Genomic DNA, 12,349 nt, shown 5'->3' with positions numbered 1-12,349 from the left:
CTACAAAGTAAGTAGGCGCTCCCATTCGGAAACTGAATGACGGTGAAAATTTTAAAGTAATTTTTGTTGAAATATACAGTTTGACTGTATATAATCAAACTATACAGTTCAACTGTATATTTAAGCTGTATAGTTGAACTTAATCGATGCTGGAGGAAATTATGAATAGAAATAAACATTTACCATTAACAGAGACCACATACTATGTACTTTTATCCTTGTTAGAGCCTGCTCATGGGTACGTTATCATGCAAAAGGTTGAAGAATTAAGTAACCAGCAAGTAAGAATAGCTGCTGGAACCCTTTATGGAGCTATTGAAAATTTACTAAAACATGATTTAATCCAATCTGTTAAAGGTGAAGATAAACGTCGAAAAACTTATGTAATTACGGAAAAAGGGTTAGAAGTTTTGAAATTGGATTTTGAAAGAATGCAGCATTTAATTCGTGTGACAGAAAGATTATTGAACAAATAATTTGGAGGGGAAATTATGAGAAAGTTTAAATACTTTATTGATTATGATAAAGAAGAAAAATGGTTAAAAGAAATGGCGAATAAGGGATATCAATTAGAAAGTGTCTCTTTCGGGTATAAATTTCGTCAGGCAGAACCTAAGGATACAGTAATTAAGATCGATTATAGAATATTTAAAAAGCAAGAGGATTTCATCGAATATTGTACTTTATTTGAAGATAGTGGCTGGCAGCATATCATAGGAACGAAAAGCTCAGGCGCACAGTATTTCAAAAAAATGGATCACAATAGTGATGATGATATTTTCTCAGATAAAAAATCAAGAGCTGGGAAATATAAAAGATTATCTAATATGTTCATGCAGATGGCGATATGCTATTTACCAATTTTCGTTGCATTGCAAACTACAGGAGCTATTGATATAGAAGCAATAGTTGATCCTAAATCATTGTATTATACACAGGGATTGTGGGAAATGCACGGATTATCATTTTGGAGAGCCTTTTTGTTTGAAACACCCTTTGCATTTTTCAGAGGTTTAGTATGGCTAGTTATTCCAATTTCGTTAATTTCATTTTTATTCTTTAGTTACAAAGCAAATAGATTGTATGAAAAGACTTTGAATTAGTCTTAATGCGTTAGTTTTAATGGAAAAAGATGTTGGTAACAACCTGAACTTTTAATAACTAGCGCTAGGAGTATCGAAAAATATGAGAATAAGAGGGACATAAAATGAATTTTAATAAAAAGATCTCTTTATTAGTAGTAGTTATCTATCTTTCAGTTTTATTATCCGGCTGCGGGAGCGCTGCGGCAGTAAATAATGCAGATCAATACATTACAACCATTAATCAAATTGATATTCCAGATGATGTCAAGGTGATTGGTTTGGGGGAGGCTACACATGGAAATGTTGAATTTCAAGAGTTGAAAAAAGACGTTTTTGAAGTGTTAGTAAAAAATGAAAATGTGAGTGTTTTTGTCTTAGAAGGTGATTTTGGTGGCGGACAGACAATTAATCAATTTATTTTAAATGGAAAAGGTACAGCAGAAGAGGTAGTCAATAACCTTGATTATAGTATTTATAAAACGGAACAAATGGTTAATCTTGTTCAATGGATGCATGATTATAATTTAACGGCAAGCCAGGACGAGAAAGTTTATTTTTATGGAAATGATATGCAACGCTATGACTTAAGTAAAAAAGGTGTACTTGATTTTTATAAAGTTATAAACGCAGATGCAGCAAAAAAATATGCAACACAGCTAGAACACGTTTCAAATGATACAATGCGTGATTTAACGACGGAGCAGTTGAAAGAAATAGATGAAATAATAAACAATATCATTCTAGATTTGCAATCAAATAAAGCGACTTACGTGGAAAAATCCTCCGTTGAATCTTATGCATTTGCTTTACAATATGCACAAATAATGAAACAGCGTACACAGTTGTTTTTAAATGAAGAAGATTATATGAAACTACGTGATCAATATTTGGCAGACAATTTACAATGGATTGCTGAATTTGAAGCAGCGAAAGGTCACGATAAAGTATTTGTAACCGGACATAATGGGCATATTGAAAAAACGTCTGCCTCATTAGCTGGCTACAAATCAATGGGAAATTATTTAGACGAGCTATATGGAGAAGGATATTTTGCAATTGGTACTGATTTTATTAGCAGCGAGTTTCAGGCGAAAAATGGCAGCTCTGGTGAACGACAAATTCATACAGTGGAAAATCACAATGATTTAGTTGATGCATTCAGTGAAGTGGAGTTAAATGAATTCTTTGTTGATTTTGAAAAAGCGAGTGAGTCAGAAGAGTTATTGGATATCATTTCGAGAGAGCAAAAGATGTCAAATATTGGAGATGATTTCCGTTCTTGGTACAAGTTTTTAAAGACATTTTACACGATTGAAATGACACCCAACGAAGCATATAACGGGATTATTATCGTAAAGAAAGCAACACCAACAAATGTAGTAGAATAGTAAGGTTTTATTAGATTAGCCTTTGAATAACACAATCTTCTTAATTTCTTAGGTTTCCAACAAAACTTTTGTTTAATATTTTATCCCTGTACGAAGGAAGTGAATCAAATGAAGAAATTTAAGATGTTTTTTGATATTGAAAAAGAGGAGCAATGGCTGAACGAGCTATTGCAAAAAGGTTATTGTTGTACAAATATTAGTGGATTAGGAATATACACCTTCAAAAAAACTGACAAGAGATATGTGATACGACTGGATTATCAAGACTATTTATCAAAGAAAAAGTTTGAAGATTACAAAGGGATATATGAAGATTTTGGTTGGAATTATATAAATAGCTCATGGCTTGGAGGGATTCGATATTGGCAAAAAGAAGATGATAATCAAAATGAAATCTTTTCGGATCGCCAATCAACGAGTAATTATTATAGAAGATTAATGGGCTATTCATCTGGATTAGGTATACTGTTTTTGTTATTTTCTTATATGCTGTACAAGGATTCAGGTTTATATTTAGCTGAAGGCCTTTGGAGCATGGAAGGTGCATTATTTTGGAAAGCTTTTTTATTTGAAACTCCATTTGCTCTTTTGAGGTCGCTTCCCGCCCTTATGGTTGTTTTCTATTGCAGCAGTTTCTATAAAGCTTATCGAAAGTATTCAATGTTAAAAGAAAACTAAGATGCTAGCAAGTTAAGTATTTTTTAATCCAAAGAAGAAGTAATTGAAGATAATGTATTTGTTAATCGGGAGACTCTAACGGAAAAAAGAAGCGCCCTAAAAGTCATTAAAGGGACAGAATGTGGAATAACACTTTCATGGATCTACATAGCATAAGGACTAGACTAGACATAAACAAATGACGAAGTTAGTTGAAGATGAAATGTTAAGATATATAGATGATAAACTAAGGAATGATTAGGTTGGTACATTCAAAAGTTGCAGATATTTTAAGATAGCAACATAAAATGGGTTACTTTTTTTCAAGCGCTTTTCCAAAGTATCGGAACTGCGCTTTTTTAAATAAAACTTATAAAAGTTTCCGAAATAGTATAAAAATAAGAATTCCTTATTGTTTGATAAAAGGGTGTAGTATAAAAGAATCTGTAACGAATGTGAATGACAGAAGATTATTACTCTGTCATTCACTATGGCAACGATAAATAGTTTAATAGATAAGAAAGAGAAAGGTATTATAAAAACATTAATCATTAAGTTTCAGAACGGAATGTTTTTCCTAACTCTCTTCCCAATTCAAAATAATGTCTAAAGTTATATATTAAAGGACTCCATTTTGATGGATCGATATAATTTTCATTTTGAACTATACTTTCTTCAGCATGGAAATGTAATACTTGTGTTTCAACAATCGCAAACGATGAATAATTAGGGATGCGAATATTTTTAACTACCGCTTCAATTTGTATAGGACATTCTTTAATTCGTGTAGGTAAAACCGATTTTGAATTTAAAGGTGTTAACTCTGCTGCCTCGTACTTTTCTTTTTTATAAGTGAATCCAATCGCTTTCTTCAAAGGTGGTATATTCTCTTTACCAGTTAATGATGATATTTTTTCTACGTTTTCCCAAAGGTTTGGACTGGGTAAATTTAAGACACACTCTTTATGCCTTTCTAAGTTTTCTATAGCTTTCCCTCCTAGCCCTATTCCGAGAACAATGCAGTCACCTAAAGCCCATGACGAAGAGATTGGGCTAATATTAGTTGTGCCATCTTCATTTAAAGTGTTAAGAAGTAGTATCGGTGTCCCATAATACAAAATTTTTGGTTTAATTTCTACAAAGCTATTAGTATCCTTTTTATCAATAAGCAATTGTTTCTTCCTCCTTTAAAAACCAAAGTACATTTATATTATAATAGGATAACATTTCCACTCCCATCGAAATATGGATGTAAGGAGGGAAAGGTGAATCTAGATACTTCCTCCATAAATTTCTAATTCACTCGATCTTCTATGCTACTTAGATCTATGGATAGCCGAATAGGTTTATACTGAAAATTCGATGTGCAAAGGTATGCAGAGTTTGTATTCCAACAATGCAAGATAGTGGAAGGGGAATTTGTAACTTTATCCCACTTAATTCGTTTTATTTATGTGGGGTGAGAGTGATGAGAAAAATGAATGCTATAATATTTGGAAGTTTAATTTTAGCAACTATATTTGGAATATTTGGTCAAGGAATGGCTTATTCTTTGAATGAAAATTTAGCTAAAATACCTCCAATATACTATTTAACTGTCCTAACGATAATTAGCGTTTTATTATATTTAATTTCTTTTGTTATGACTTTTCTTCAATATAAGAAACACGGAAGTGAAGAAGTTAATTTGGTGTTATATTTTTCTATAATTGGTTGCATCGGTCTACTAACTACTTGTTGGTCTTTGTTTGTTTTAGCTATGTGGTGGGGTTAAAATGGATATTATTTTTCAATTATAGGGCGCAATTCATTGCGTTCTTTTTTTATAAATTGGTCCATTTATTTGAATAAGGATTTATATAACTGAATTGGACAAACTATACCCAAATATAATTTAGGGTGATGAATTTGAAGAAAAGTGTTTCTTTTTTATTACTTTTACTAGGCTTTTTTATATTAAAGGGGAATAGTGGAACAGTCTATGCAAACCCTAACGATACTCCTCCTTCTTTTGAGGAACAATTTAGGGAAATGGGATATAAAACTGTATCCGAGGCAGTAAAGGAATTTGAAAAGCATTGCAACTGTAGTGTAAAGCTACCTACAATGATACCTTCGATTCCATTTACACATGAATTTGGTAAATTCTATGAAGATAAAGAATATGAAATCAATGATTCTCTACAAATTAGATTTGTTCATAGTAAAATAGGACATAATATATTTAAAATTGATATATGTCCACTAAAAAATAAGTTGGATTTTGAAGGTAGGAAATATACACTTCAAGATGGTACAAAGGGGATACATTTTGAATCGGATTTATTTAACTTTTTTGTCTTTGAAAAAAATAATTTGCAATATTTAATTGGAATTCATAACAAAGCTACCAACATTGAAATACCTGAAGTATTAGTTGATATTGCAAATTCAATCAATTAACTAATGAAAGTATTTAATAAAATAAGTGTCTTTGCTTTAATAAGGCCTATGAAATGATCCTTCAAATCGGCGTATTTATTCAGAAATACGTCTTTTTCTTTTAAAGGGATATATTTTTAATATGGTTGAACTGTCTTGGGAAAAATATTTCTAAATATAAATTAGGGTGATTGGATGAAAAAAAGTGTATCGCTTATATTATTATTACTAATTTTTAGTAGTTATTTTATTTTAAGATTGGATACTAAAGGTGATAACAGTTTTGCCAGTGAAATAGAAACATCGGAACCTTATGAAAAAATTTATTCCGATATTGGATATAAGACAGTTGAAGAAGCTGCAAGGGAATTTGAGCAGCATTTTAATCAAGAACTTAAACTACCCCTAAGAGTTCCACCGATTAGCTTTACTCACCATTTTGGCAGGTTTAGCAATTTAGAAGGTGATATGAATGATACTTTTGAAATTACACTTATAAGTGAGCAAGAACCACAAAACCATTTCAAAATTGATGTCCGACCAATTAAGCATAAAATTCAATTTAGTGACAAGAACGTTTCGGAAGTTTTTAAACTAAATAACGGAAGTAATGCGAAGTATATGGAAAAATTAAGCCAAGGGTTTAATCATTTATTATTTGAAAAGGATAATTGGCAATATATGTTGAGTATTGATAAAGATGTTTCGAATATAGTAACACCCGAAATCCTAGTTCAGATAGCCAATTCTATTGATTACTAAAGATATACTTTTCAACATTCGGACGCTTTCCTTAAGGATTGCGTCTATTTTTACGTTGTTGAGTAAAATTAGCAATATTCATATCTAAATGTGATTCTGGTTGTGTAGAATTACACTTAAACTAAAGGGACAGTTAAATTGTATAAAGTGATTCAAGAACTATTTAGTACTCTTTAATTAAACGTTTTTTGATTTTTTTGTACCACTATCCTAAAATAAAAAAGAGTGAAAAGTAAACCAAATAATTAATAAACAAATGTCATTTATCGAGAAACCATTTGTAAATTAAAATCTGCAGCATTTTTTCCCTGTTGTAGAAAGTTTTAAGAGAATTAACCAAATTGTCAGCAAGGTGATGGCGTTAATATTAAGAAATTTCATTGACTGGTTTAATTAATAAGAAATCCCCAGTTAGATGTTCGGAATATACTAAATAACTGGGCATAGATCAACAAAAAGTAATATGTCACTAGGAGGAGAACAATGTATTACTATGAGGTACTTTGTTATAGTTGTAGACAAAAATTTAGAGTATATGAAGGTTCACTAAAATATAAGCTATTAAAGGAAAGAACTAATAAGATTTTTCGCTGCGAAGAATGTGACCATAAAGTACGCATAGATGCGATAAAAAACTTCTTTAAATAGTTTTTGGAAGAGTTCTACTAATGGATTGTAAAATTAACATGTGCTTTTATTCAGAAATGATACTTTGTAGTCGAACTTATTGGTACTTAATCAGTTAATAATTTCCCCTCTGTTACTCAAAAAACGGGCTCGATGTGGAACAATAAATTAGAAATAAGAATCCATTTTGATTAATCATTTTTCAAAATGGATTTTTTAATTAAAACTAACACTAGATAATGCTTCAATTATTCCCTCTGAATTTTTCCAACTTTATTTTAATTTATAGCTAAATTGAACCCGCTATTAATAAGAATTGTATTTCCAACATCTTTTGTAGTAAAAAGACTATTCATTAATACTAAGTTAAATTTGGCCTTTAAAAGTTAGTGTACATTCACGTATAATGAAAAGAATATTCTGGCAATTAGGAAGTGATTAGTTATGGATAGACACGAATATGAGTGGGTTAAACAAACAAGACAGATTTTACTAGATCAATGTAAAGAACTAAGTGATAATGATTTTACAAAAGAATTAGGATTTGGATTTCAAAGTATTAGAGAGTCATTAATTCATGTTGCAGGTTGTTATCATGCATGGCTGGGGTCTTTTGTGCTTTCACAAACAACAACCCATCTTTTAACAAGGGAAGTAATCAATGATATGCAAATAGAGGATATTCACAGTTATTTTCAACAAGCTGATATATATGTAGAAACTGTATTTGAACAATTCGCAGATAAGTTTGATGAAGTTATCGAAAAAGAACTTTCATGGAAGGAAGATAGTTTAGTTGTAAGAAAAACCCCACATCAGTTGCTGATTCATTCGATTACGCATGAATTTCATCATAAAGGGCAAATTGTAGCAATGCTACGCCTACTTGGGTACATACCAAAAAATACAGATATATTGGGGCTAGCTGAATAGTGGACGAATGGAATTTCTCTAGTGTTATTAACTAAGGGGCTAAAATCGGTATATGATGCAGGATTCTTGATGCAAAAATACATAAAAACAAAAAAGAAGAAATAATCATATTCGACTTAAGGGCGCGTTTCTTTTGGAAATGCGTCTATTTTCATTTAAGGACAAATTGTTGTTCAGGCACTTAGATATCTAGGTTAAGCTTTTAAGTCATCTGAGGCTTGGTGCATGACATTTAGAAGTACATTTATTTTTAATTTAATATATGCTATTTTTGTATTTTTTTAGAAATTAATGAAAAATAGAAGGGATTCTTGCCCCTTTATGGAATAATTTACAATGCAACTGTTAAATTTTATAGAAAAAAATAGAATAACAAAATATTAATAGTGCATATTTCACAAGTAATATGACAGCTTCCATAAATCTTTGAGTAATACCCATAATAATGAAAAGAAAATGTAATAAAAATAGATTAAATGAGTGCTATAATGGTTGGTGAGTGAAAAAATTTATTTAATAGAACTTAGGTGGTTTAGTTAATGATCCAAATGAATAATGTGGTCAAAAAGTACCCTAACGGAGTAGTAGCAGTAAACGGTATTACCGTTGATATAAAAAAAGGTGAATTTGTTTACGTAGTAGGTCCAAGCGGTGCTGGGAAATCTACTTTTATTAAATTAATGTATCGCGAAGAAAAACCGTCTTCAGGTGATGTAATTATCGCTGGAACGAATATATCGACGCTTAAGAATAATCGTGTACCATATTTTAGACGTCAGCTGGGAGTTGTATTCCAAGACTTTAAATTACTTCCTCGTCTAAATGTTTACGAAAATGTAGCATATGCTCTAGAAGTTATAGAAGAGCAGCCGAAAGCAATTCGCAAACGTGTAATGGAAGTTTTAGAATTAGTTGGCTTAAAGCATAAAGTCCGGATGTTGCCAAGTGAGCTTTCTGGTGGAGAGCAGCAACGGGTATCAATAGCGCGTTCAATTGTGAACATGCCTAAAGTTGTTATTGCGGACGAGCCTACAGGAAACCTTGATCCTGAAACTTCATGGGAAATTATGAACATATTTGAAGAAATAAATGCACGTGGCACGACAATTGTAATGGCGACACATAATCGCGAAATTGTTAATACAATCCGTAAACGCGTTATCGCCATTGAGGGTGGCATGATTGTCCGTGATGTATACGGAGGTGACTATGGCTATGAAGGGTAGAACAATACGTCGTCATTTCCGAGAAAGTCTTAAATCGTTAAATCGTAATGGGTGGATGACATTCGCTTCCATAAGTGCTGTAACAGTTACCCTTTTATTAGTTGGTGTTTTTACAGTAATTATGATGAATTTAAACAAATTAGCAGACGATATTGAAAATGATGTAGAAATTCGTGTGCTTATTGAAATTATTGAAGACCCTACCGAAGCGAAAGCAGCTGAAGAAAAGCTGATGAAAGAAATTAAAAGCTTGCCTGATGTTGAAGAAGTTGTTTACTCATCTAAAGAACAGGAGCTAAACAATTTAATTGAAGACTTCGGTGATGATTTAAGTCTTTTTGAACAAAGCAACCCTTTACGGAACGTTCTTTATGTTAAAGCAGCAGATCCTCAACAAACTGCGGCTGTCGCGAAAAAAATAGAGAAATTCGATAATACATATGACGTTGTATACGGAGAAGGTAAAGTAGAAAAATTATTTAGTGTTTTAAACACAAGTAGAAATGTCGGCTTAGTGTTAATTTTAGGTCTGCTTTTTACAGCAATATTCTTAATCTCAAATACGATTCGTATTACGATTATTGCTCGTAAGGATGAAATTGAAATTATGAAATTAGTAGGGGCAACAAATTCATTTGTTCGCATCCCATTTGTGCTGGAAGGAATGTGGTTGGGAGTTTTAGGTGCAATCATACCAATGGTTGTGGTATCCATTGTTTACTACAATGTGTACAACATTTTAGAACCGAGACTACACGGAGAACTGCTGCAAATGCTTAATGTGACACCATTACTATATCAAGTTAACGCATTGTTGCTAATACTTGGGATATTGATTGGTATTTGGGGAAGTTTTATGTCTGTTCGAAAGTTTTTAAAAATTTAACAGTATTTCATCGCGAAAAAGTAGAATTGTAGATTAAAAATGGAAAGGAGTCTTTAATGTTGAAACTCATGAAAAAAAAGCCATTCCAAATTTTCATGGCAGCTTTAGCAATGTTGCTTTTTATACAAATGCCTATTACATATGCTGCAAGTTTGTCAGATTTAAAGGATCAAAAATCACAAGTTGAACAGAAAAAAGATGAACTTAATAGTCAAATTAAAAATAAAACGAATCAACTTAAAATAGTTGAAAATAAACAAGACCAACTGCTTGCTCAAATTAAGAAGCTTGGCGAAAAAATCACTAAAACAAATGAAGACATCGCGGAAGTATCTAAGGAAATCAAAACTGCAGAGGCAGAGATTGAAGCATTACAGGAAGAAATTGCAAAGCTTCAGGAAAAAATTGAACAACGTGATGAACTTCTTCAAGAGCGAGCAAGAGCGATTCAAGCTAATGGTTCTGTTAGTTATTTAGACGTATTATTAGGAGCTAATAGCTTTGTAGATTTTATTGACCGATTCTCAGCGGTTAATACATTAATGGAAGCGGATCGCCAAATTATGCGCGATCAAAAAAATGACAAAGAAAAATTAGAAGAACAAAAGCTTGAATTAGAGAATACGAAGAAAAAGCTTGAATCTGACAAGGCCAAGCTAGAAGAATTAAAGTCTTCACTTAATTCACAGAAAGAAGAAAAGAATAAATTAATTGATGAGCTAGAGGCAGAGCAAGAAAAACTTGCAAGCGAGAAAAAATTATTAGAAGAAGAATATTCAGAAGCATTAGAAGTAAGTGATGAACTTCAAGAGCAAATTATGAAAGAACAGCAGCGTCAAATTGAATTGGCGCGCCAACGTGAACAACAACAAAGTGGTGGCGGTTCTTTACCAGCTGTTTCGGATGGTTCTTGGACAAAACCTACAAATGGTCGCCTAACAAGCGGTTATGGCTGGCGAAATTTAGGTTATGGACCTGAATTCCACTACGGAATTGACCTAGCGAACTCTATCGGTACACCAATTGTAGCTGCTGCAGGCGGTTCCGTAGTTTATGCAGGACCACTTTCTACTTACGGTAATGTCGTTATTATTACCCATTCGATGGGTGGGGAAATCTATACGACAGTTTATGCACACTTAAGCTCGTATAATGTGGGTGTTGGAGATGTTGTTGACAAAGGTCAACAAATTGCACAAATGGGTAATACGGGACGATCTACAGGGTCTCATTTACATTTCGAGGTTCATATCGGTCCTTGGAAAGGTCAAAAAGCAGGCAATGTAAACCCATTACGCTATATCCCATTATAAAAAAGAAAACAACAGGCTAAGTTGTGATTATCACAACTTAGCCTGTTTTTATTTTGTGAAGGAAATTTTAAAAAAGTTAGAGATTATAATTTTCTTGAGGTAAACGGCCTAACCATACACCACAGAGCTATACTTTGCCATTTTTGACTAAACCAGATTTAAGAATACACTAGCGTTTTGTACTTTTGATGGCCAATTATGATATTCTTGTTATTAGAAAATCACCAATGATGAAAAATTTTTCTATCGGAGAGTGGAAAATGAAGAAGAAAACAATTGGTCTATTGATTGTAATGCTGCTAGTTGTCATTATGCTTGGTACTTATATAAAGAAACAAATTGAAGCGAGTGAGGCAATAAATGATAGTACGCTCGGCTATGAAATGGAACTTGGAGAAGAAGGATTAGAAAGGGGACAAATCGCCCCTGATTTTACATTAAAGACACTATCGGGAGAAAGCTACACTTTATCAGATCTAAAAGGCAAGAAGGTAATTTTAAATTTCTGGGCAACGTGGTGTCCTCCATGCAAAGAAGAAATGCCTCATTTACAGGAGTATTATGAAAAATATGCTGAAGAAGAGAATGTCGAAATTATAGGAGTTAATCTAACATATACAGATGGCTCAAGAGAGACCATCCAGCATTTTATAGATAGCTATGAGCTAACATTCCCAATTCTTTTAATGGAAGAAGATAAATTAAGTTCGACCTATCAAGTGCTGACAATTCCTTCTACCTTTATGATTGATAGTAAAGGACGGATTCAGCATCATATCGTTGGACCATTAAACCAAAAAGCTTTAAAAAAATATGCATCAAGTTTAGATTAATGACCATAGATGCGATTTCAAAAGCTAAGGTTAGGATTATACTTTATTGCTTTTCCTGCAAAGTAAATGAACCAATTGTAGCAGTAATGCTTTAAGCAAATAATCCAACAATAAGCAAGGGGGATGCTAGAATATTTAATTATCTAGGCATCCTCAATTTAAAATTATAAAATTCGGCTCTTAGTAATGTGTTATCCCCTATTGTTTTTTCATAGATT

Annotated in this window: 14 protein-coding genes; 13 read left to right on the top strand and 1 reads right to left on the bottom strand. The window is 32.3% G+C overall.

Annotated features, from left to right (window positions below; translation table 11 throughout):
- Window positions 1-161: 161 nt before the first annotated feature.
- The 4 genes from EKG35_RS06850 to EKG35_RS06835 all read left to right on the top strand — a co-directional run bounded on the left by EKG35_RS06850 (window position 162) and on the right by EKG35_RS06835 (window position 3,151).
- Window positions 162-476, top strand: a complete 315-nt coding sequence (locus EKG35_RS06850; protein WP_126293698.1) for a PadR family transcriptional regulator — start codon at window positions 162-164, stop codon at window positions 474-476.
- A gap of 12 nt (window positions 477-488) precedes the next feature.
- Window positions 489-1,103, top strand: a complete 615-nt coding sequence (locus EKG35_RS06845; RefSeq protein ID WP_246020242.1) for a DUF2812 domain-containing protein — start codon at window positions 489-491, stop codon at window positions 1,101-1,103.
- Between the two features lie 104 nt (window positions 1,104-1,207).
- Complete coding sequence (locus EKG35_RS06840) at window positions 1,208-2,473, top strand: erythromycin esterase family protein (RefSeq protein ID WP_126293696.1); 1,266 nt, start codon at window positions 1,208-1,210, stop codon at window positions 2,471-2,473.
- Window positions 2,474-2,581: 108 nt separating this feature from the next.
- Entirely contained in the window at window positions 2,582-3,151 is a 570-nt protein-coding gene (locus EKG35_RS06835; protein WP_126293695.1) for a DUF2812 domain-containing protein, read from the top strand.
- A gap of 530 nt (window positions 3,152-3,681) precedes the next feature.
- Here the strand turns inward: EKG35_RS06835 and EKG35_RS06830 are convergent.
- Complete coding sequence (locus tag EKG35_RS06830; protein ID WP_126293694.1) at window positions 3,682-4,302, bottom strand: flavin reductase family protein; 621 nt, start codon at window positions 4,300-4,302, stop codon at window positions 3,682-3,684.
- Window positions 4,303-4,598: 296 nt separating this feature from the next.
- Here EKG35_RS06830 and EKG35_RS06825 point away from each other — a divergent pair, with 296 nt between their 5' ends.
- The 9 genes from EKG35_RS06825 (at window position 4,599) to EKG35_RS06785 (ending at window position 12,131) form a co-directional block, all read left to right on the top strand.
- A complete protein-coding gene (locus EKG35_RS06825; RefSeq protein ID WP_148103502.1) occupies window positions 4,599-4,904 on the top strand; it encodes a hypothetical protein in 306 nt (101 codons plus the stop codon).
- 128 nt (window positions 4,905-5,032) lie between these two features.
- Complete coding sequence (locus tag EKG35_RS06820) at window positions 5,033-5,572, top strand: carbon monoxide dehydrogenase (protein WP_126293692.1); 540 nt, start codon at window positions 5,033-5,035, stop codon at window positions 5,570-5,572.
- A gap of 174 nt (window positions 5,573-5,746) precedes the next feature.
- On the top strand, window positions 5,747-6,313 hold the full coding sequence (locus EKG35_RS06815; protein WP_126293691.1) for a hypothetical protein: 567 nt from the start codon (window positions 5,747-5,749) through the stop codon (window positions 6,311-6,313).
- Window positions 6,314-6,796: 483 nt separating this feature from the next.
- Window positions 6,797-6,961, top strand: a complete 165-nt coding sequence (locus tag EKG35_RS21220) for a DUF2197 domain-containing protein (protein ID WP_126293690.1) — start codon at window positions 6,797-6,799, stop codon at window positions 6,959-6,961.
- 423 nt (window positions 6,962-7,384) lie between these two features.
- Window positions 7,385-7,873: a DinB family protein gene (locus EKG35_RS06805; protein ID WP_126293689.1), complete on the top strand. Its 489-nt coding sequence runs from the start codon at window positions 7,385-7,387 to the stop codon at window positions 7,871-7,873.
- 539 nt (window positions 7,874-8,412) lie between these two features.
- Window positions 8,413-9,099: a cell division ATP-binding protein FtsE gene (ftsE, locus tag EKG35_RS06800; protein WP_126293688.1), complete on the top strand. Its 687-nt coding sequence runs from the start codon at window positions 8,413-8,415 to the stop codon at window positions 9,097-9,099.
- On the top strand, window positions 9,089-9,985 hold the full coding sequence (ftsX, locus tag EKG35_RS06795; protein ID WP_126293687.1) for a permease-like cell division protein FtsX: 897 nt from the start codon (window positions 9,089-9,091) through the stop codon (window positions 9,983-9,985). Before ftsE ends, ftsX begins: the two co-directional genes overlap by 11 nt.
- A gap of 59 nt (window positions 9,986-10,044) precedes the next feature.
- Complete coding sequence (locus tag EKG35_RS06790) at window positions 10,045-11,298, top strand: murein hydrolase activator EnvC family protein (RefSeq protein ID WP_421663967.1); 1,254 nt, start codon at window positions 10,045-10,047, stop codon at window positions 11,296-11,298.
- 260 nt (window positions 11,299-11,558) lie between these two features.
- Complete coding sequence (locus tag EKG35_RS06785; RefSeq protein ID WP_126293686.1) at window positions 11,559-12,131, top strand: peroxiredoxin family protein; 573 nt, start codon at window positions 11,559-11,561, stop codon at window positions 12,129-12,131.
- Window positions 12,132-12,349: the final 218 nt, after the last annotated feature.

The sequence above is a fragment of the Lysinibacillus telephonicus genome (assembly GCF_003966145.1).
Lineage (GTDB): Bacteria > Bacillota > Bacilli > Bacillales_A > Planococcaceae > Ureibacillus > Ureibacillus telephonicus.
The sequence above is the reverse complement of the archived record's forward strand: the minus strand, read 5'-3'. Positions and strand labels throughout refer to the sequence as shown.

What these genes read in the sequence shown, in the direction of transcription:
- EKG35_RS06850 (WP_126293698.1), top strand. Translation starts at nt 162, where the DNA reads ATGAATAGAAATAAACATTTACCATTAACAGAGACCACATACTATGTA.
- EKG35_RS06840 (WP_126293696.1), top strand. Translation starts at nt 1,208, where the DNA reads ATGAATTTTAATAAAAAGATCTCTTTATTAGTAGTAGTTATCTATCTT.
- EKG35_RS06835 (WP_126293695.1), top strand. Translation starts at nt 2,582, where the DNA reads ATGAAGAAATTTAAGATGTTTTTTGATATTGAAAAAGAGGAGCAATGG.
- EKG35_RS06825 (WP_148103502.1), top strand. Translation starts at nt 4,599, where the DNA reads ATGAGAAAAATGAATGCTATAATATTTGGAAGTTTAATTTTAGCAACT.
- EKG35_RS06820 (WP_126293692.1), top strand. Translation starts at nt 5,033, where the DNA reads ATGAATTTGAAGAAAAGTGTTTCTTTTTTATTACTTTTACTAGGCTTT.
- EKG35_RS06815 (WP_126293691.1), top strand. Translation starts at nt 5,747, where the DNA reads ATGAAAAAAAGTGTATCGCTTATATTATTATTACTAATTTTTAGTAGT.
- EKG35_RS21220 (WP_126293690.1), top strand. Translation starts at nt 6,797, where the DNA reads ATGTATTACTATGAGGTACTTTGTTATAGTTGTAGACAAAAATTTAGA.
- EKG35_RS06805 (WP_126293689.1), top strand. Translation starts at nt 7,385, where the DNA reads ATGGATAGACACGAATATGAGTGGGTTAAACAAACAAGACAGATTTTA.
- ftsE (WP_126293688.1), top strand. Translation starts at nt 8,413, where the DNA reads ATGATCCAAATGAATAATGTGGTCAAAAAGTACCCTAACGGAGTAGTA.
- ftsX (WP_126293687.1), top strand. Translation starts at nt 9,089, where the DNA reads ATGAAGGGTAGAACAATACGTCGTCATTTCCGAGAAAGTCTTAAATCG.
- EKG35_RS06785 (WP_126293686.1), top strand. Translation starts at nt 11,559, where the DNA reads ATGAAGAAGAAAACAATTGGTCTATTGATTGTAATGCTGCTAGTTGTC.